Genomic DNA, 19219 nt, shown 5'->3' with positions numbered 1-19219 from the left:
CTTCTTCATGTTCTGTCCGCGGTCAGGCGGTGAGCCCCAGGTCGCCCTCGAACTGACCGGCCTCGAGGCGCTCCTTCATCGTCACCAGGAACCGGGCGGCGTCCGCGCCGTCCACGATCCGGTGGTCGTAGCTGAGCGCCAGGTAGATCATCGAGCGCGGCACGATCAGCTCACCGAGGTTGGGGTCCTCGACGACCACGGCGCGCTTGACGACCGCACCGGTGCCGAGGATGCCGACCTGCGGCTGGTTGATGATCGGCGTGTCGAAGAGCGCACCGCGGCTGCCCGTGTTGGTCAGCGTGAAGGTGCCGCCGGAGATCTCGTCCGGGCTGATCTTGTTGTTCCGGGTGCGCTCGGCCACGTCGGCGATCCGCTTGGCCAGGCCGGCCAGGTTGAGGTCGCCGGCGTCGCGGATGACCGGGACGATCAGGCCCTTCGGGGTGTCCACCGCGATGCCGAGGTGCTCGCCGTCGTGGTAGGTGACCGTGCCGGCCTCCTGGTCGATGGACGAGTTGACCACCGGGTGCTGACGCAGGGCCTCGACCGCGGCCAGGGCCAGGAACGGCAGGAAGGTCAGCTTCGCGCCGTTCTTGGCCAGGAAGTCGGCCTTGGCCTTGTTCCGCAGGTTGGCGATCTTGGTGACGTCGACCTCGACCACCGTGGTCAGCTGGGCCGAGATCTGCAGCGACTCGACCATGCGGCGGGCGATCGTCGCGCGGGTGCGGGTCAGCTTCTCGGTGCGGCCCCGCAGCGGGCTCGGCGCGGGCTTGGCGGCGGCTGGAGCCGCGGCCGGTGCGGCAGAGGTCTCCCGAGAGGCGGGCTTAGCCGCGGCTGCGGCGGCCTTGTCCGCGGCCTCGATGACGTCCTGCTTGCGGATCCGGCCGCCGACGCCGGTGCCGGTGATCGACGACAGGTCGACCCCCTTCTCGGCGGCGAGCTTGCGGACCAGCGGGGTCACGTAACCGGCGTCGCCGGCCCCGTTGGCCTTGACCGACTCGGCGGCCGGGGCGCTGGACTGCGCTGGCGCGGCGGGTGCGGGGGCGGCGGGCTGACCGGCCTCGACCTCGGGCGACGGGCCGGCGTACGACTCGCCGGCCTGCTCCGGGGCGGGCTTGGACTCGACCAGCGGCGCGGACTGCTGCTGCGGCGCGGGCTTCGGGGCCTCCGCCTTGGGCGCCTCCGCCTCGGGGGCCTCGGCCTGCTGCGGGGCCGGCGCGGACGGTGCCGGTGCCGCGGCGGGCGCGCTGCCCGGGGTGCCGATGATGGCCAGCTCGGCGCCGACGTCGGCGGTCTCGTCCTCAGGGACCTTGATCTCCAGGACCGTGCCGGCGACCGGCGACGGGATCTCCGTGTCGACCTTGTCGGTGGAGACCTCGAGCAGCGGCTCGTCGACCTCGATGGTGTCGCCGACCTGCTTGAGCCAGCGGGTGACGGTGCCCTCGGTGACGCTCTCGCCGAGCGCGGGCATCTTGACGGCCGTGCCCTCGGAGCCGCCGGTGGGGGCGGCGGTCTGCGGCGCGGGAGTCTCCTCCTCGACGGGCTTCTCCGTCGACGGGGTGTCGAGCGCGGCGGGCTCGGGCTCCGGCTCGGGCTCCGGCTCGGCCTCGGGCTCAGCGGCGGGTGCGGCCTGCTGGGCGTCCTCGGCCGGGGCCGGGGCGGACGAGCCCGCGTCCTCGCCGTCACCCGCGATGATCGCGAGCTCGCTGCCGACGTCGGCCGTCTCGTCCTCGCCGACGACGATGCGCGAGAGCACCCCGGCGGCCGGCGACGGGATCTCCGTGTCGACCTTGTCGGTGGAGACCTCGAGCAGCGGCTCGTCGGCCTCGACCCGCTCGCCCTCCTGCTTGAGCCAGCGCGTGACGGTGCCCTCGGTGACGCTCTCACCGAGCCGCGGCATGGTGACCGATACCGGCATCTCTCAGAACTCCTTAAACCGCTCTTCTTGGCGTGATCGACGTATCAGCTGTGCGCGTGCAGAGGCTTGCCCGCCAGGGCGAGGAACGCCTCGCCGAGCGCCTCGTTCTGCGTCGGGTGGGCGTGCACCAGCTGAGCGACCTCCTCCGGGAAAGCTTCCCAGTTGTAGATCAGCTGCGCCTCCCCGACGAGCTCGCCCATCCGCGCGCCGACCATGTGCACGCCGACGACCGGGCCGTCGTTGACCCGGACCAGCTTCACGAAGCCCGCGGTCTTGAGGATCTGGCTCTTGCCGTTGCCACCGAGGTTGTAGTTGTACGACGTGACCTTGTCGGCGCCGTACTGCTCCTTGGCGCGGGCCTCGGTCAGGCCGACGGAGGCGATCTCGGGGTCGGAGTAGGTGACCCGGGGGATGCCGTTCTCGTCGATGACCGCCGGGTTCTTGCCGGCGATCTCCTCGGCGACGAAGATGCCCTGCTGGAAGCCACGGTGCGCGAGCTGGAGGCCGGGCACGATGTCGCCGACCGCGTAGATGTTGCCGACGCCGGTGTGCAGCCGCTCGTTGGTGATCACGAAGCCCCGGTCGAGCGTGATGCCCTGCTGCTCGTACCCCAGGTCCTTGGTCGTCGGGCCGCGGCCTACCGCGACCAGCAGGATCTCGGCCTCGACGGTCTCGCCGCCGGCCAGGGTCGCCTTGACGCCGTTCTCGGTGTGCTCGACCTTCTCGAACGGCTTGCCGACCTTGAAGTTGATCTTCCGCTTGCGGAACGCCCGCTCAAGGGTCTTGGAGATCTCCTCGTCCTCGGCGGCGACCAGCCGGGGCAGCGCCTCCAGGATGGTCACGTCGGCGCCGAAGGACTTCCAGACGCTGGCGAACTCGACGCCGATGACGCCGCCGCCCAGCACGATCGCGGAACTCGGCACGCGGTCCAGCTTGAGGGCGTGCTCGCTGGTCAGCACGCGCTTGCCGTCGACCTCGAGGCCGGGCAGCGAGCGGGAGTAGGAGCCGGTGGCCAGGATGACGTTGCGGCCGGTGTACTTCTTGCCGTCGACCTCGACGGTGTCCTGGGCGACCAGCTTGCCGGCGCCCTGGACCAGGGTGATGTTGGGCTGCTTCATCAGGCCCTGCAGGCCCTTGTAGAGCCGGCCGACGACGCCGTCCTTGTACGCGTTCACCCCGGCCATGTCGATGCCGACCAGGTCGGCCTTGACGCCGAACTGCTCGCTCTCGCGGGTCTGGTCGGCGACCTCGGCCGCGTGCAGCAGCGCCTTGGTCGGGATGCAGCCGCGGTGCAGGCAGGTGCCGCCCAGCTCGGCCTTGTCGATCAGTGCCACCGACAGGTTCAGCTCGGCCGCGCGCAGAGCCGCGGCGTAACCGCCGCTGCCGGCACCGAGGATCACGATGTCGAAGGTTCCGCCAGGCTGGCTCACGTCTACTCCCAGATCGCGTACGTCTCCCCATGGGTCACATGGTGGAAACGGTCACAGCTGTCCTGGCCATCTTGTCACTTCCCGCAACGATCGATGTAGTCAGGTGCCCAACGACACGGGGTGAGGACGTACCCTGGCCGCAGTCGAACGTGAGGAGCGCGGCGTGGCTTGGTTCCGGCGGCGGAAAGAGCCGTCCCGTGGCAGCGGCCGGCCGGCCGACCGTGCCGATTTCGAGCACCTTGCCGAGTTCGCCCGGTCCCGCCGCGGGGTGGAGGGTTTCATCGAGCCCAAGACGACAGTGACCGAGACCACGCTGCTGCTCGTGGCCCACGACGGTGAGTGGACCCGCCGGCGCGTCGACTCCCCGGAGGGGGCCCGGCGCTTCGCCCACCAGCTGGCGATGCCGATCTACGACATCCGGCTGATGGGCTACCCGCAGCGGATGCGCGACTACAACGAGCGCCAGAAGCGCCGCCCGGCCTCGTAGGGCCGGGCGGCGCCCGCCGCTCAGCCGTTGGCGGCCACGTCGTCGACCAGCGCCAGCAGCGTGCGCACCGGCACCCCGGTGCCGCCCTTGGTCCAGTAACCGTTCGGCTCGCCCGTGTGGTACGACGGCCCGGCGATGTCGATGTGCGCCCACTCGACGCCCTCGGCGACGAACTCGCGCAGGAAGACGCCGCCCTGCAGCATGTGCCCGGCCCGGTCCATGCTCGCGTTGACCTGGCTGATGTCGGCGATCTCCGAATCCATGCCCTTGCGCACGTCGTCCGGCAGCGGCATCGGCCAGGCCGGCTCGCCGACGGACTCCCCGGCCACCTTGACCCGCTCGCAGGTCTCCGGCGAGCCCATCACCCCGGCGATCCGCTTGCCCAGCGCGATCACCTGACCGCCGGTCAGCGTCGAGGTCTCGAAGACGTAGTCGGTGCCGTCGGCGCAGGCCCGGGCGATCGCGTCGGCGAGCACCATCCGGCCCTCGGCGTCGGTGTTGAGCACCTCGACCCGCTTGCCGCTGAACATGGTGATGACGTCGCCCGGCCGGTACGCCGTACCGGAGGGCATGTTCTCCGCCATGGCCAGGTAGCCGGTCACCGCGACCGCCGGCTTGAGCGCGGCCACGGCCAGCAGGGCCGCGCCGACCGCGGCAGCGCCGGCCATGTCCGACTTCATCTCCCACATGCCGGCGGTCGGCTTGATGCTGATGCCGCCGGTGTCGAAGGTGATGCCCTTGCCGACCAGCGCGACCCGCTTCGGATCGGTCACGCCCTCCGGCGTGTAGCTGAGCTTGACCAGGCGCGGCGGCGCCTCGGAGCCCTGACCGACGGCGACGATGCCGCCGTAGCCACCGGCCTTGAGCGCGTCGAAGTCGAGCACCTCGACCTCGAGGCCGGTGCCCTCGGCCGCGGCGACCACGGCGTCGGCGAACTGCGGCGGGCGCAGCTCGTTCGGCGCGGTGTTGACCCAGTCGCGGGTGAGCCGGACGACCCTGGCGACCACCTCGGCCCGGGCCACCTCGGCCAGGGCCGCCGCGTCGGCGGCGTCCGGCACGGTGACCTGCAGGGCCTTGACCGGGTCACGGCGGGACGGCTGCGGCTTGGTCTTGTAACCGGCGAAACGGTACGACCCGAGCAGCGCACCCTCGAGGATCGCCCGCAGCACACCCGGCGCGTCCGTGTCGTCGGGCACCGGCAGCGCCAGCGCGACCGTCCCGCTGCCGGCGAGCGCGCGCACCGCGGCGCCCGTGCCTCGCCGCAGCGTCTCGGTGGCGGGCGCGGAACCGGACGGCTCGTCGCCCAGACCGACCGCGATGACCAGCGGCGCCGCGATCGTGCCCAGGGTGGCCAGCTTGGTCACCTCGCCCGGGGCGCCGGTGGCGCCGAGCAGAGCCAGGGTCGAGGTCAGCTTGCCGTCGAACGCGGCGGCGATGCTCTCCGCGCCGGCGGCCGGCAGCAGCGCGCCACCCTCGTCCGGCTGACTGTGCAGCCCGATGACGATCGCATCGACGGCCAGTTCGGCGGGGTCGTTGTCGACCAGGGTGAGAGAGGGGGCGGGGTGGGTCACTCGGGCTCCGCGACGATGAGGGGCCGGAGCCCCCTCGTGGGCCGCCCCGGCGGTGTGGTCACCCCGGCGCGGGTCGCGCCGATCGGTGATGGTGTCCCGCCGATGCTAACCACATGCGAGGTCACCGGTAAGTTGCCACTCATGTCGACCGAGGCCGCACCCCTGCTCCGTTCGCCTCTGCACGAGCGCCACGTCGCGCTCGGCGCCAAGTTCGCCGCCTTCGGCGGCTGGCAGATGCCCCTGGAGTACGCCGGTGGTGGCGTCCTGCGCGAGCACACCGCCGTCCGTGAGGCCGTCGGCGTGTTCGACGTGTCGCACCTGGGCAAGGCCCGGGTCACCGGCCCCGGCGCGGCGGACTTCGTGAACTCCTGCCTCAGCAACGACCTCGGCCGCATCGCCCCCGGCAAGGCGCAGTACACGCTGTGCTGCGACGACGCGACCGGCGGCGTGGTGGACGACCTGATCGCGTACCTGATCGGCCCGGACGAGGTCTTCCTGATCCCGAACGCCGCCAACACGGCCGAGGTGGTCCGCCGGCTCGCCGCCGCGGCGCCCGAGGGGATCACGGTCACCGACGAGCACCGCAGCTACGCGGTCCTTGCCGTGCAGGGCCCGCACTCCGCCGAGACGGTCACCAAGCTGGGCCTGCCGACCGGCCACGACTACATGTCGTTCAACCCGGCCCGGATCGACGGCGTCGACCTGATCGTCTGCCGCACCGGGTACACCGGCGAGCAGGGCTACGAGCTGGTCGTGCCCTGGGACGACGCGGTCACGGTCTGGGACGCGCTGGTCGAGGCGGGTGTGCGCCCGTGCGGGCTCGGCGCCCGCGACACGCTGCGCACCGAGATGGGCTACCCGCTGCACGGCCAGGAGCTGTCGCTGGAGATCACCCCGGTGCAGGCCCGGTCCGGCTGGGCGGTCGGCTGGTCCAAGCCCGCGTTCTGGGGCCGCGAGGCGCTGGTCGCCGAGAAAGCGGCGGGCCCGCGCCGGCTGCTGCGCGGCCTGGAACTGACCGGCCGCGGCATCCCGCGGGGTCACATGCAGGTGTACGCCGGGGACGCGCTCGTCGGCGAGGTGACCAGCGGCACGTTCTCGCCCACGAAGAAGATCGGCATCGCGCTGGCCCTGCTCGACACGTCCGCCGGGCTGGCCGAGGGGGACCTGGTCGAGATCGACATCCGGGGCCGCCGCACCGAGGCGAAGATCGTGAAGCCGCCGTTCGTGCAGACCTCGGTGCGGTGACCGTACGACTCAGCGCACGGCCAGGCCGATCAGCGTCACCGTGGTGGCCACCTCCACGGCGGCGCCGATCACGTCGCCGGTGATGCCGCCGAACCGGCGTACCGCATGGCGCACCAGCAGGACCGTCACCAGCAGCGCGCCGGCGACGGCGAGCGGCCCCTGCCACGGACGGCCCGGCACCGCCCACACCGCCCCGGCCGCGACGGCGGCCGTGGCCAGGACCACCACCGGCACCGGCACGGTCGCGGCGACCAGCGCACCCAGACCCTCGGGCCGCGCGGACGGCACCCCGCGGCGGCAGGCCAGGGTGACGCCGAGCCGGCCGGCCGCCCAGGCCGCGACGATCGCCCACGGCGTCAGCCCGGTCAGCGCGGCGGCCTGGATCAGCAGGGTCAGCGCGATGGCCGCGACACCGAACGGGCCGATGTCGGACTTCTTCATGATCTCCAGGGCGGCGTCGCCCCGGCGGTAGGAGCCCAGCGCGTCGGCCGTGTCGGCCAGGCCGTCCAGGTGCAGACCCCGGGTGAGCAGGGCGCTCGCGGCTACGGTCACCGTGGCGGCGAGCAGGCCCTGGCCCAGCAGGACGAAGAGGGCGGCCAGGAGGGCGCCGAGCAGGGCGCCGACCAGGGGAGCGACGCTCATCGCGACGGCGGCGCTGCGGCGGTCGATGCGGCCGGTGCCGACGGGCAGGACCGTGAGGGTGGTCAGCGCCAGACGCAGGCCGTCCACCATCGGCAGCCGGCCCCCGGCCGGCTCGTCCCGCGCCGGTTCAGCCCGCGCCGGCTCGGCGTCCGCCGGCTCGTCCCGCGCCGGTCGGGGATCGTCAGGCACTGGCCGGGCCGGGGCCGTGCGGCTCCGGCTCGGTGAAGTCCTGCTCGTCGTCCCCGTCCTCGTCGTCCCCGTCCGGCTCGTCGGCGGTCAGGCCGGCGTCGCCGTGTCCGGCCAGCAGTGCCGGGTGCACCGGCAGCGCGCCCGCCAGGGTGAGTGCCGAGCGCAGCAGCGGCAGCACGGCCAGCGCGTTCGCCCCCTCGCCGAGGTCCATGCCCAGCTGCACGACCGGGGTCACCCCGAGCACGTCGGCGCCCTGCCGGACCAGCGCCTGGGTGCCCGCGTCGGGCAGCAGGCACCAGTGCCGGGCCTGGCTGGCCAGGTCGCGGGCCACCAGCCCGGCCGCGATGCCCAGCGGCCCGTCCAGCAGCACCGGCATCCGCCGGGCGGCCGCGCCCAGCAGCGCGCCGGTGGCCACGGCCAGGTCGGCTCCGCCGAGCTGGGCCAGGACGTCCTTGGCGCCGCGCGGCTCCTGCCGGATGCGGTGCATCGCGTCGCGCACGGCCGCGCAGCGCACCATCCACGCCGCGTCGTCGTAGAAGCCGCCGGGCACCAGCACCCGCGGCAGGATCGCCACCGGTTCGGCGCCGGTGGTCGCGGCCAGCACCGCGGTCGCCGCGGTTTCCGTGCCCACGCCGCAGGACGCCAGGATGACCGCCTCCCGGCCCGCCTCGCCGGCCGCGTCGGCCAGCGCCCAGCCCTGCCGCAGGGCCGCGTCGACGGCCTCGGCGTCCAGCACCGGGCCGTCCTCCATGGCCCCGGAGGCGGGTGTGCGGACCACCACGATGTCGGCGTCCGCGGTCGACGCCAGGCGGGCGAGTGCGCCCTCGCCGGCTTCGGCCTCGTCGGCCCGGCGGGTGGCGTCCTGCTCGTCGCCGCCGGCGGACGCGCCGCCACCGTGCCGGCCGTCGATCAGCAGCACCCGGACCGGGCCCCAGGCCCGCGGGGTCGCGGTGCCCTGGGTGGCGGCGGCGAACTCGACCGCCTCGAGCAGCGAGCCGATGCCCGCGCCGGGCAGGTCGACCCCGGTCAGCCGGTCCCGGGCGTCCGGGCCCGCGTCACTGTCCGGCAGGGGCAGGTCCATGCCCGCCTCGATGACCGCGCCACTGGCGACCAGCGGCAGCACCATGGTCGGTGCGTGCAGGGCGCCTTCGCCGGCGTTCGCGGTGCGGGCCCGGTGCGCGGCCACAGCCTCCTCGGCCGAGGGCGACTCCGAGCCGGTCCCGGGCGTGTCGGCGGCGGTGCCGGGAGAGTCCGTGGGGGTGATCACGGGCGTGCCGGCGGCCGGCGTCGCCGCGGTCATCGCGTCGTGCATGGCGACCTCGTCGACGGCCAGCGGCGACGCCTGCGTCTCGGCGTTCTCGGCCTGCAGGTCCGTGACGATCGCGGGCGCGTCCGGCCCGGTCTTGAGCCAGGTCGGGCGGCCGGCGACGACGAACGCGACCCGGTCACAGGCGCCGGCCAGGGCCTGGTTGGCCGTACCCAGCGCATCCGCGAACGCCCGGCCGATCGGCGTGGCCGGCACCAGCGACAGGCCCACCTCAGGGCTGACCAGCACCAGCCGGGCGGCGCACGAGCGCACCGCCTCGGCCAGGGCCGTCACGGTGGCCAGGTCGTCGTTGGGCTGCTGGGCGGGGTCGAGCAGCGCCGCCACCCAGCCGCCCAGGTCGTCCACGAGCAGCGTGTCGTCCGGCTTGGCCTCGGTGAGCAGGGTGGCCAGCCGCGCCGGGTCCGCGCCGGTCTCCTCCGTGGTCCAGGACTGCGGGCGGCGGCGCTGATGGGACTCGATGCGGGCCCGCCACTCCGGATCGTCCTCGCCGCCGACGGCCGTGGCGACATAACGGACCGACGCGGCCCCGGCGACCAGCGCCTCGGCGAACGCGGACTTGCCGGACCGGATCCCGCCGAGCACCAGGACCGAACTCCACCCGTCAGCAGACATGCCCCGTACTTTAGGGCCGCCCGCCGCGATCATGCGGGGCGACCCGGCTTCGATGGGCCCGGGCGTACCGGGCGTACCGCCGTGCACACCGTAGGGTGGGAACAGGAGCACGGATCGACACCTGAGGGAGGCGGCGGAATGCCGTGGAGTTGGCGGTACGAGGGCGTCGACGGACAGCCGGTCGCCGGCCCGGCCGAGACGTTCAGCAGCCAGGCCGACGCCGAGTCGTGGATCGGCCAGGCGTGGCGTGAGCTGGCGGCCGCCGGGGTCACCCAGGTCACCCTGGTCGAGGACGACCGGGTCGACTACAAGATGAGTCTGCTGCCGGCCGAGTGAACTACCAGGTCTCACGCGGCGCCCCGAAGAGCGCCTTCGTACCCAGCCCGGTCTTCGTCGGGATCCTGGCGGTCACGGTGGTGGCCGGCTGGATGGCGTGGACCGGCTACGGCAACGTCCGCTTCGACGTCTTCCTGCTGATCGTGTCGGGCTGGGTGCTCTCGCTGTGCCTGCACGAGTACGCCCACGCGGTCGTCGCGTACTTCGCCGGCGACCGTGGCGTGGCCGACCGCGGCTACCTGCGGCTGAACCCGCTGAAGTACACCCACCCGGTGCTGTCCATCGTGCTGCCGCTGGTCGCGGTGGTGCTCGGCGGCATCGGCCTGCCCGGCGGGGCGGTGTGGGTGGACCACGCGCACATCCGCAGCAAGGTCAAGGAGTCGCTGATCAGCGCGGCCGGCCCGGCCACCAACGTGCTGTTCGCGCTGATTCTGGCCGTGCCGTTCCTGTTCGGCGCGGGCAGCGACGTGGTGCTGCTCAGCGACGGCTCCGGCGGCTTCACCATCGGCGGCAGCCACGGCGACTTCTGGGTGGCGCTGGCCGCGCTGGCGTTCCTGCAGGTCACCGCGAGCCTGCTGAACCTGCTGCCGGTGCCCGGCCTGGACGGCGGCAACGTCGTCCAGCCCTGGCTCAGCCCGCCCTACCAGCGCGCTTTCAACCTGTTCGCGCCGTACGGCTTCATCCTGCTCTTCGTCCTGCTCTGGCAGTCGCAGATCAACGTCTGGTTCTTCACGCTGGTGAGCTGGCTCGCCGGGCTCATCGGCGTGCCGGACAGCATGGGCGAGGTCGGCCTCGCCTACATGCGCTTCTGGCAGTCGCTCTGATGCCCGCCCGGCGTCCCGCGCGGGGACGCCGGGCGGAACGGATCAGGGACGCTTCGCGGGGCTGACCGTCTTGGCCGGGTCCCGCTCGGTGACCGGCGACAGGACCTCGTCGATCGCCTTCATCAGGTCGCTGTCGAGCTTCACGCCCGACGCCTTGGCGTTGTCGTGGACCTGCTCCGGGCGCGACGCGCCGATGATCGCCGCCGAGACGTTCTCGTTCTGCAGCACCCAGGCCACCGCGAGCTGGGCCAGCGACAGGCCGGCCTGCTCGGCGAGCGGCTTGAGCTGCTGCACCGCGGTCAGCACCTCGTCGCTCATCCAGCGCGAGATGAACTCGGCGCCCGACTTGTCGTCGGTGGCCCGCGAGCCCGCCGGCGGCTGCTTGCCCGGCTCGTACTTGCCGGTCAGCACGCCCTGCGCGATCGGCGAGAAGACCACCTGGCCGATGCCCAGCTCGATCGAGGTGGGCACCACCTCGGCCTCGATGACCCGCCACAGCGCGGAATACTGCGGCTGATTGGAGACCAGCTGGATCTTCAGATCCTGGGCCAGCTCCCAGCCGGCGCGGATCTCCGTCGCGGTCCACTCCGACACCCCGATGTAGAGGGCCTTGCCGGAGTGCACGATGTCGGCGAACGCCTGCATCGTCTCCTCGAGCGGGGTCGTGTAGTCGTAGCGGTGCGCCTGGTACAGGTCGACGTAGTCCACCTGCAGGCGGCGCAGCGAGCCGTTGATCGACTCCATGATGTGCTTGCGGGACAGGCTGCGGTCGTTCGGGCCCGGGCCGGTCGGCCAGTAGACCTTGGTGAAGATCTCCAGGCCCTCGCGGCGCTCGCCCTTGAGCGCGCGGCCCAGCACCTCCTCCGCGCGGGTGCCGGCGTACACGTCGGCGGTGTCGAACGTGGTGATGCCCACGTCGAGGGCGGCCCGCACGCACGCGGCGGCGGCCTCCTCCTCGACCTGGGAGCCGTGGGTGATCCAGTTGCCGTACGCGATCTCGCTGATGAGTAGGCCGGAACGGCCGAGGTGACGGAACTCCATGCCTGGGACCCTACCGGCCCCTTACAGAACCGGCCGGGTACCGGAGAGCAGCCGCTCTATCTCGTCCACCACATCCGCGGGCCGGGCCCGGCTCACCTCGAGGACCGGATCCCCCTCGCGGTCCAGCGCACCCCAGCGCCCGTCCCGGTCCCCGACGACGAACGCCATCGGATGGATGAGCAGCCGGGCGTGCACCGGCGCCACCCGCAACTGCCCGGTGCGGTCGACGACGCCGAGCCGGTCCCCGGCGTCGATCACGGCCAGCCCGTCGCCGGTGAAACCCTCGACGGGCCCGCCGGCGGTCAGCTCGGTCGCGAACCGCTGATACTTCAGCTGCACCACGATGCGCCCGTGCCGGTCGATGGCACCCCACCCGCCCCGGCGCACCACGGCGAGCCCGTGCCGGAACGGCCGTACGTCCTCGAACCCGCCGGGCACGATGACCCGGTTGTGCCAGTCGACGGCGAACCAGCCGCCGGCCGGATCCCGCGACACCCAGGCCAGCCCGTCGGCGAACCGGCCGACCTGCACGTACCCGCTGGACGCGTCGATGACCAGGGCGCCGGTCTCGTCGATCAGCTCCCAGGCGGCGGTGCCGGGACGGCGTACCCAGGCCACGCCCTCGTGGAACGGCTGGGCCTCGGCGTAACGCTCGGGGATGACGACCTCGCCGTTGCTGTCGGCGTACCCCTGCCACCCGGAGTCGTAGTCCAGAGCCGGATGCGGCGGCTCACTACGCTGCAGAATCTCCTCGCGCGAGCGAGGGTAAGGTCCCCAGCCGGCCTCGCGCACCCGGGCCATGACGGCGTCGAGCGCGTCCCCGGTCCGGGCGACCAGCCCGGGATCCTCGACCCGCCGCAACTCCAGCGCGGCCTCGAACTGGTTGCAGGCCTCGAGATAACGCCCCTGCTCGTAACAGGACTTGCCGGCCTGCACATGCAACTCGGCCCGCAACAGATCGGGCAGCTCGACGGAGTTGGCCTCCTCGAACAGCCGGTCGGCCTCGGCGTAATCGCCCCGCCACTGCTGCACATGGGCCAGCCGGGCCTGCACGAGCGCGATCCGCCGCAGCTCACCGGTGGCCTCGGCATGCCGCAGCCCCTCCCGCGCATCGGCCAGGGCCCGCCCGAGGTCACCGAGCACCCGCGAGACGACGGCACGCAGACTCAGCAGACCGGCGCAGACGGTGTCCCGCTCGGCGTACTCCAGCCGGTCGGTGAGCCGATCCCGGACGGCCAGGAGCGGCTCGGGGTCGTCGACGGTCTCCCGCAGGGTGACCGGATCGATCTTCCAGGGGTACGCGGCCAGGATCTGCTCGGGGTCGGCGCGGCGCCGCTCGGGTTCGAGGCCGGGCAGTGGAGGCGGGGGGACGCTGAGCGTCGGCAGCTGCATGCTGGGCGTCCGGAGAGCGCCCATTCCGGTACGCGGGGGAGCGGGCCGTTCCCGCGGGGCGGCGGGTGCGGTCCGCTCTGCCGACTCGGTCTCGACGGCCTGGTTCTCGGGGGCCGGGTTCTCGACGGCCTGGCTATCGGAGGGCGGGGCTTCGGTGGGGTCGGGGGCGGTGGGGTCGGCCGGTGCGGTGTCGATCAGCTTTGCGGCCGCCGCGGTTTCCGGGTCGGTGATCGCGGGCTCCGCGTCGACCAGCTCGGCCCGGACCGGATCCGCCGGCTGCGGGTCTTCGATCTCAGCCTGGATCGGTTCGGCGGGCGCTGCTCCGGTCTGGTCCGGCAGCGGATCGACCAGCTCGGCATCGACCGTTTCGATGGGGGCCTGAGGCGCATCGACCGGCTCGGTCGCGTCATCCTCGGTCCGGACCGGCGAGGTATCGGTCAGCTCGGCACCGTTCTGCTGGCCCTCGACCAGTTCGGGAGCAAGCTGCTCGTCCTCGATCGGCTCGGCGGTGACTCGCTGGTCCTCGATCGGCTCGGCGGTGACTCGCTGGTCCTCGATCGGCTCAGCGGTGACTCGCTGGTCCTCGACCGGCTCGGCAGCGATCCGCTCAGCCTGATCCGGCGACGCGGCGAAGCGCTCGTCCTCGGTCGGCTCGACGACCTGCACCGGCTCGGCATCGCTCGGGGCGGAGTCGACGATTTCCGCATCAACGACGTCTGCGGCGAAGGGCTCCGCGTCGACCGGTCCAGGATCGACCAGTTCGGCCTCGACCAGTTCGCCTTCGACCAGTTCGCCTTCGACCAGTTCGGCCTCGACCGGTTCGGCGTCGGCTGGCTGTGGGGCGGTGACCTCTGGGTTGGTCGACTGCAGGTCGGCCGGCTCTGCGTCGGCCGGCTCTGCGTCGGCCGGCTCTGCGTCGGCCGGCCGAGATGCTGCCGGCTCCGCGGAGGCAGGCTGCCGGTCGGCCGGTTCGATGTCGGTCCAGTCGGTGTCGACCGGTTCGGAGATCGCGGGTTCCACCACGACCGGCTCCGCATCGACCGATTCGACGATGGTCGACACCGCGTCGATGGGCTCGACGTCGGCGGATTCGCCATCGGCCGGTTCGACGTCAGCCGGGATGGCGCCGCGGAACTCATGGCCGGCGGCGGGGTCTTCGGTGGGGTGTGGCTGCTCCGGGTCCGGATTGTCGGCCTCAGCCGGGTCTGACTCGGGCAGGTCGGGACTGACGACACCGCGATCGGCGACACCGGGTGCTGCCGGGTCGGGTGCCGCCAGGTCCGAGGCTGGCATGTCGGGTGTCGCCAGGTCCGAGGCCGGCATGTCGGGTGTCGCCAGGTCCGAGGCTGCCAGGGCGGGCGCTGGCTGGTCCGCGGCCGCCAGGGCGGGCGCTGCCGGGTCTGGGGCTGCCGGGTTTGGGGCTGCCGTGTCGGGCGCTGCCGCGTCCGGCAGGTCTGGCCCGGCCACGTCCAGAGTTTCTGCATCCGGGGCTGCCGTGTCAGGACCCGGCGCGTCGGGCGGTGCCGCGTAAGCGGTCGGGTGTTCCTCCGCCGGTGTCCGGTCCTCCGGAGAGACCTCCGGGGCCTTCGGCCTCACCATGCGCGTCTCTGTGGTCGGCGAGAACCAGTCCTGCTTGACGGCGGCACCGCTGGTCGGCAGCGAGCTGACCGGCGCGCCGCTGACCGGACCGTCAGTGGGCGCCGCGTCGGCGATCGGGCCACCGCTGACCGGGGTCGTGCTGGCTGGTGCGCCGCTGGTCGGAGCACCGGTGGCAGGAGCGCCGCCGGCCAAGGTGTCGTCGGTCGGCACGCCGCTGACCGGGGCGGTGTCGATGACCAGGTCGGTCGGGTCGGGGGTGACCGGTTCCGGTTCGGGGGTCACCGCGCCGAGTCCGCTCATCGACAGCAGCCAGCCGAGACCGTGCGGCTCCTCCGCGGCTTCTTCCTCCTCGACAACCGGGTCGGGCTCAGCCGGTACCGGGGTGATCGCCGTGATCTCGGCGGATCCCACGGAGTCTTCGCTGACCGGCTGCGTCTCCGCAGCGGTCTCACGCGCCGGCTCGGGACGAACCGCGGTGTCCGGCGCAGCTGCCCTGAAGGGCGGGATCGGCCGGGTGGTCTCGAGATCGGACGCGGCCGGGCCGCCCACATCAGGCTGACCGGTCGGTCGCGAGCCGGTGGACTCGACGGGGGCCGCCTCGACGGGCACTCCGTAAGGAGGCCGCAGTGCTTGCCGTTCGTCCGCCGGGGTGGGCGTCGGTGGCGGCGGCGGGGCGTGCCGCGGCTGGGGCTCGTAGGGCTGGGTCGGCGGAGCCGGACGGTAGTGCGCGGGCTGCGCGGACGTCGGCCGGACAACCGGCGGCGCCTGCTGCTGCCCAGCGGGCGGAGCCGACACGGCCGGCGGCGCGGCATATGCGGAAGGCGCCCCAGACTCCGAAGCCGGACGACCCGCCTCAGGCCGCGCGGGCTGCGCCGGCGGCCCGGAGTGGACCGGCGGCGCCGAGTGCACGGGTGGGGTGGGTTGTGCCGATGGCGTGGAGTGCGCAGGCGGCACAGAACGCACCGGCGGCGCTGGTTGCGCTGGCGGTGTGGCAAAGGCGGCAGGCGGGGGAGGCGCCGGCATGCCCGGCGGCATCGATTGTGCAGGTGGCGCGGAGTGCACGGGCGGCGCGGAATGACCATGCGGCGCGGAGTGCGTCGGCGGTGTCGCGAAGGCGGCAGGCACCGCAGGCGGTGGCGCGGCCAGTGGAGCGGAGTGCACGGACGGTGCGGAGTGGACCGGCGGTGCGGAGTGGACCGGCGGTGCGGAGTGGACCGGCGGTGCGGAGTGGACCGGCGGTGCGGAGTGCACGGGTGGCGCGGAGTGCACCGGGGGCGCTGAATGCGGCGCCGGCGGTGTCGTGAACGTGGTGGGCGCGGCGGGTGTCGGCGTGGCCGGTGGCGCTGCGTAGGCAGCTGGGCGCGCAGCCGGTGGCGTCACCCTCGGCTGGGCGGTCTCCGGAGCTGGGACAGCCCGCAGCGGCGCCGGGAAACGCGGATCTGTCGGCGGTTCCGCACTGTGCGCCGGGCGCCGGGGCGCCGGTGGTGCCGAGCGGGGCGCCACCGACCGGGGGTCTCGCTGCTCAGCTTGGGGTCCCAGCGGCGTCTCGGGCCGGGGATCAACCGGGGATGCCCAGGCCCGATCGGGCGGGACCGGACGCGGCGCCGGATAAGGAGCCACGGGCGTAGTGGCACCGGGTCCCTGGTAGGGCGGCGTTTCGTGACTGACCGGCCGGGCCGGCTGCTGGGCCGCCGGCTTCCCCCGCTGGCCGTAGAGCTGTTCGTCCCCCTGCCGCGGCGAGGACTGCTGTTCTGTCCCGGGCCGCGGTGGTTCCTGGGCGGGCCGCGACGGGGACTGCGAGGCCGGGCCGATCCGGTACGGAACGTAGGCATCCCCACCCGGCCGCGCCGGAGCCGGGCGCGACTCCGGACGTGGTTGACCGCTCGGGGAGGCTTGTCCCGGGTAACGGCCGTCCTGCGGCGCGGCCGTCTGGTGCTGGTCGGGGCGGCGAGCGTCCGCCGATCGAGGGTCCGCCGATCGAGGGTCCGGCCCCGGGCGTGCACCAGCCGACCGGGAGTCGTAGGACCGTCCGTCCGGAAAACGGGTGTCCGCGGCGGAACCCGTTCCCTGCTGACCACCCTGGTATCGCGAGTCCTGGAACCGCGGGTCCGGCCGCTGCTGATCAGGACGACGAGCATCCTGCGAGACCTGCCGCGCTTCCTGTGGAGGAGCGTGGCGAGCATCCGAGGAAGGAGCTGGTCGGGCGTCCGGCGAAGGAGGCCGGCGAGTATCCGGCGAAGCGGGCCGCGCCGCCGGATACGAAGCCCGCGGCGCCTCCCCGTACAGCGGCGGCGCGGACTGCGGCCGTTCCGCTGACGGCCGCTGATGCCGGCGTTCCGCCTCCGGCAGGCGTTCCGGCAGCGGCACCGGCCTGTTCCAGGACGGTCCCGGCGGCGGGGGCGACGACGACGAGCCGGCTACGTACGGTGTCCGGCCCGCCGGTGCGGCGTACCCCTGCTCCTCGGGGCCGGTCCACGACGGTGGCGGCTGCGGCGGACGGCCGACCGTGGCGCGCCCGGCCGCCGGTGACACCGGGCGGGCCGTCGACGGGCCACCCGAAGACGGCGACGGTGACGGCGCCGGTGGGCCGGAGGCCTGGGCGATGGCGCGGAAGTCGGCGTCCCATTCCGACGCTGCTTCGGCGGCCCGGGAGGCGTCGTAGACAGGGTGGTGCACGGCCCGGCGGCGACCCGGGTCGCCCGGGTAGCGCTGGCCGGGCAGGGGTTCCCATTCCCAGGTGATCTCGTACACCCAGGCGGGTTCGTCGTCCCAGCGGTCCGCGCCGGAGTGCGAGCTCCAACCGTTCATCGGGCAGCCCTGTGGGCGCCGGATGGCTGGTTACGCTCCGTCACGACGATTATCCACCTTGTCGGAAATAGCTCGGTGGCAGGGCGGTGCACCGGGTACAGTCGCCCGGCTCCGCTGCGGGGGTTGTGGAAGGAGATTAACGGCGTGGACCGGCTCGACGCCAGGGTGCCTCAGATCTCTCCGCGCCGTCCGTTCCGGGACACTGCCGCGACTTTCGGAGCGCTCGCATGGTCGGGTTTCCGGAGGTACCTCACCTACCGGCAGGCGACGATAGCCGGATCGTTCACCAACACCGTCTTCGGGTTCCTCCGCTGTTACGTGCTGCTCGCCGTGGCGGCGGGTGCGGTCGGCGGCCGGCCCGGCGGCTACGACGCCGCCCAGCTGACCACTTTCGTGTGGGTGGGACAGGGGTTGCTCAGCGTAGTCGCGCTCTGGGGGTGGACGGAACTGGCCGACCGGATCCGCAGCGGTGACGTGACGGCCGATCTGCTGCGCCCGGTGCACCCGGTGATCAGCTATCTGGCTCCCGACCTGGGCCGGGCCCTGCACGCGCTGCTCTTCCGGTTCGTGCCGCCGTTGGTTGCCGGCTTCGTCTTCTTCGATCCGTACGTGCCCGGCCGCCCGTTCACCGTGCCGCTGTTCGCGGTGTCCGTGCTGCTCGCGGTGATCGGCAGCATGGGTGTGCGGTTCCTGGTCAACGCCACCGCGTACTGGCTGCACGATGCGCGCGGGCCGATCGTGCTGTGGACGCTGGCCGCCGGTCTGCTGGCCGGGCTCTACTTCCCGCTGCGCTTCCTGCCCGACTGGCTGGCGGTCACCCTGTGGGTGGCCACCCCGTTCCCCGGCTTCCTGCAGACGCCGCTGGACGTGCTTGTCGAGCGGGACTCCACCCCGGTGCAGGCCGGCCTGGTCGGGCTGCAGGCCTGCTGGGCGGTGGTGCTGCTGGCGCTGTGTGCGCTGGTGCAGCGCCGCGCCGAGCGCCGGCTGGTGGCTCAGGGTGGCTGAGCTGCGGGCGTACGCGGCCCTGCTGGGCGGGCAGTGGCGGTCGATGATGGCGTACCGGGCGTCGTTCGTGGTCGAGATGATCACCAACATCGGGGGTACGGCGCTCGACGTGCTCGCCGTCCTGGTGATCTTCCGGGCCACCCCGACCATCGCCGGCTTCACGCTCCCCGAGGCCGTTCTCATGGTCAGCCTCTCCTCCTGCGCCTTCAATCTGGCCGACTTCGTGGTCGGCAACATCGACCGGCTGACCTCGTACGTGCGGACCGGGATGCTGGACACCGTGCTGATCCGGCCCCTGGGCGCCCTGGGCCAGCTCGTGTTCATGGACCTGCCGCTGCGCAAGGCGCTGCGGCTCGCGCTGGCCGTCGTGGTGCTCGTGGTGGCCCTGGGGCTCAACGACATCGACTGGACTCCGGCGCGGGTGACGCTGGCCTTCGTGGTGCCGGTCGCCGGGGCGGTGTTCTTCGCCGCGATCTTCGTGCTCAGCGCCAGCCTGGCGTTCTGGTGGGTGGACTCGGGACAGCTCGGCAACGCGTTCACCTACGGCGGGCGTGACTTCACCTCGTACCCGGTGCCGGTCTACGCGGGCTGGTTCCGGGCCGTTTTCGCGTACGGCCTGGGTTTCGCCTTCGTGTCCTACCAGCCGGCGCTGGCGCTGCTGGGCCGCGCCGACCCGCTCGGTCTGCCCGGCTGGACCGGTTACGTCTCGCCGCTGGTCGCGCTGGCCGTGGCGGGCATCGCCGCGCTGGTCTGGCGGTCCGGCATCCGGCACTACCGCAGCACCGGATCATGAGGG

Annotated in this window: 13 protein-coding genes; 6 read left to right on the top strand and 7 right to left on the bottom strand. The window is 73.2% G+C overall.

Annotated elements, in window-relative coordinates; all coding sequences use genetic code 11:
- Positions 1 to 22: 22 nt before the first annotated feature.
- Together sucB and lpdA are read right to left on the bottom strand one after the other, a co-directional pair.
- Complete coding sequence (gene sucB / locus Aau02nite_RS21740) at positions 23 to 1915, bottom strand: 2-oxoglutarate dehydrogenase, E2 component, dihydrolipoamide succinyltransferase (RefSeq protein ID WP_212990368.1); 1893 nt, start codon at positions 1913 to 1915, stop codon at positions 23 to 25.
- 44 nt (positions 1916 to 1959) lie between these two features.
- Positions 1960 to 3345, bottom strand: coding sequence for a dihydrolipoyl dehydrogenase (gene lpdA / locus Aau02nite_RS21735; RefSeq protein WP_212990367.1), 1386 nt, complete (start codon positions 3343 to 3345; stop codon positions 1960 to 1962).
- A 163-nt stretch (positions 3346 to 3508) separates the two neighbouring features.
- Here lpdA and Aau02nite_RS21730 point away from each other — a divergent pair, with 163 nt between their 5' ends.
- Positions 3509 to 3832, top strand: a complete 324-nt coding sequence (locus Aau02nite_RS21730) for a hypothetical protein (RefSeq protein ID WP_212990366.1) — start codon at positions 3509 to 3511, stop codon at positions 3830 to 3832.
- A 20-nt stretch (positions 3833 to 3852) separates the two neighbouring features.
- On the opposite strand, the gene Aau02nite_RS21725 is transcribed toward Aau02nite_RS21730, so the two are convergent.
- On the bottom strand, positions 3853 to 5403 hold the full coding sequence (locus tag Aau02nite_RS21725; protein WP_212990365.1) for a leucyl aminopeptidase: 1551 nt from the start codon (positions 5401 to 5403) through the stop codon (positions 3853 to 3855).
- A gap of 141 nt (positions 5404 to 5544) precedes the next feature.
- Between Aau02nite_RS21725 and gcvT the strand changes: the two genes are divergently transcribed.
- Entirely contained in the window at positions 5545 to 6648 is a 1104-nt protein-coding gene (gcvT, locus tag Aau02nite_RS21720; protein WP_246595336.1) for a glycine cleavage system aminomethyltransferase GcvT, read from the top strand.
- A 9-nt stretch (positions 6649 to 6657) separates the two neighbouring features.
- Here the strand turns inward: gcvT and cobS are convergent, their stop codons facing one another.
- The gene (cobS, locus tag Aau02nite_RS21715; protein ID WP_212990403.1) at positions 6658 to 7380 is read right to left on the bottom strand and encodes an adenosylcobinamide-GDP ribazoletransferase; all 723 of its coding nucleotides are present in this window, start codon (positions 7378 to 7380) and stop codon (positions 6658 to 6660) included.
- 91 nt (positions 7381 to 7471) lie between these two features.
- Entirely contained in the window at positions 7472 to 9418 is a 1947-nt protein-coding gene (locus Aau02nite_RS21710) for a bifunctional adenosylcobinamide kinase/adenosylcobinamide-phosphate guanylyltransferase (RefSeq protein WP_212990363.1), read from the bottom strand.
- 138 nt (positions 9419 to 9556) lie between these two features.
- On the opposite strand from Aau02nite_RS21710, the gene Aau02nite_RS21705 reads away from it, so the two are divergent.
- Both Aau02nite_RS21705 and Aau02nite_RS21700 read left to right on the top strand, forming a co-directional pair.
- On the top strand, positions 9557 to 9754 hold the full coding sequence (locus tag Aau02nite_RS21705; protein ID WP_106126848.1) for a hypothetical protein: 198 nt from the start codon (positions 9557 to 9559) through the stop codon (positions 9752 to 9754).
- Positions 9751 to 10578 (top strand): site-2 protease family protein, encoded by an 828-nt coding sequence (locus tag Aau02nite_RS21700; RefSeq protein WP_212990362.1) that lies wholly within the window; start codon positions 9751 to 9753, stop codon positions 10576 to 10578. The genes Aau02nite_RS21705 and Aau02nite_RS21700 overlap by 4 nt, the downstream gene beginning before the upstream one ends.
- 42 nt (positions 10579 to 10620) lie before the next feature.
- Here the strand turns inward: Aau02nite_RS21700 and Aau02nite_RS21695 are convergent, their stop codons facing one another.
- On the bottom strand, positions 10621 to 11619 hold the full coding sequence (locus tag Aau02nite_RS21695; RefSeq protein WP_212990361.1) for an aldo/keto reductase family protein: 999 nt from the start codon (positions 11617 to 11619) through the stop codon (positions 10621 to 10623).
- 21 nt (positions 11620 to 11640) lie between these two features.
- The gene (locus tag Aau02nite_RS21690) at positions 11641 to 15021 is read right to left on the bottom strand and encodes a WG repeat-containing protein (RefSeq protein WP_212990360.1); all 3381 of its coding nucleotides are present in this window, start codon (positions 15019 to 15021) and stop codon (positions 11641 to 11643) included.
- 2541 nt (positions 15022 to 17562) lie between these two features.
- Between Aau02nite_RS21690 and Aau02nite_RS21685 the strand changes: the two genes are divergently transcribed.
- Both Aau02nite_RS21685 and Aau02nite_RS21680 read left to right on the top strand, forming a co-directional pair.
- Positions 17563 to 18423 carry an ABC transporter permease gene (locus tag Aau02nite_RS21685; protein ID WP_212990359.1) on the top strand — a complete coding sequence of 287 codons (861 nt, stop codon included), beginning with the start codon at positions 17563 to 17565 and terminating at the stop codon, positions 18421 to 18423.
- Positions 18416 to 19216, top strand: coding sequence for an ABC transporter permease (locus Aau02nite_RS21680; protein ID WP_212990358.1), 801 nt, complete (start codon positions 18416 to 18418; stop codon positions 19214 to 19216). Before Aau02nite_RS21685 ends, Aau02nite_RS21680 begins: the two co-directional genes overlap by 8 nt.
- Positions 19217 to 19219: the final 3 nt, after the last annotated feature.

The organism is Actinoplanes auranticolor, from assembly GCF_018332655.1.
GTDB lineage: Bacteria > Actinomycetota > Actinomycetes > Mycobacteriales > Micromonosporaceae > Actinoplanes > Actinoplanes auranticolor.
The sequence above is the reverse complement of the archived record's forward strand: the minus strand, read 5'-3'. Positions and strand labels throughout refer to the sequence as shown.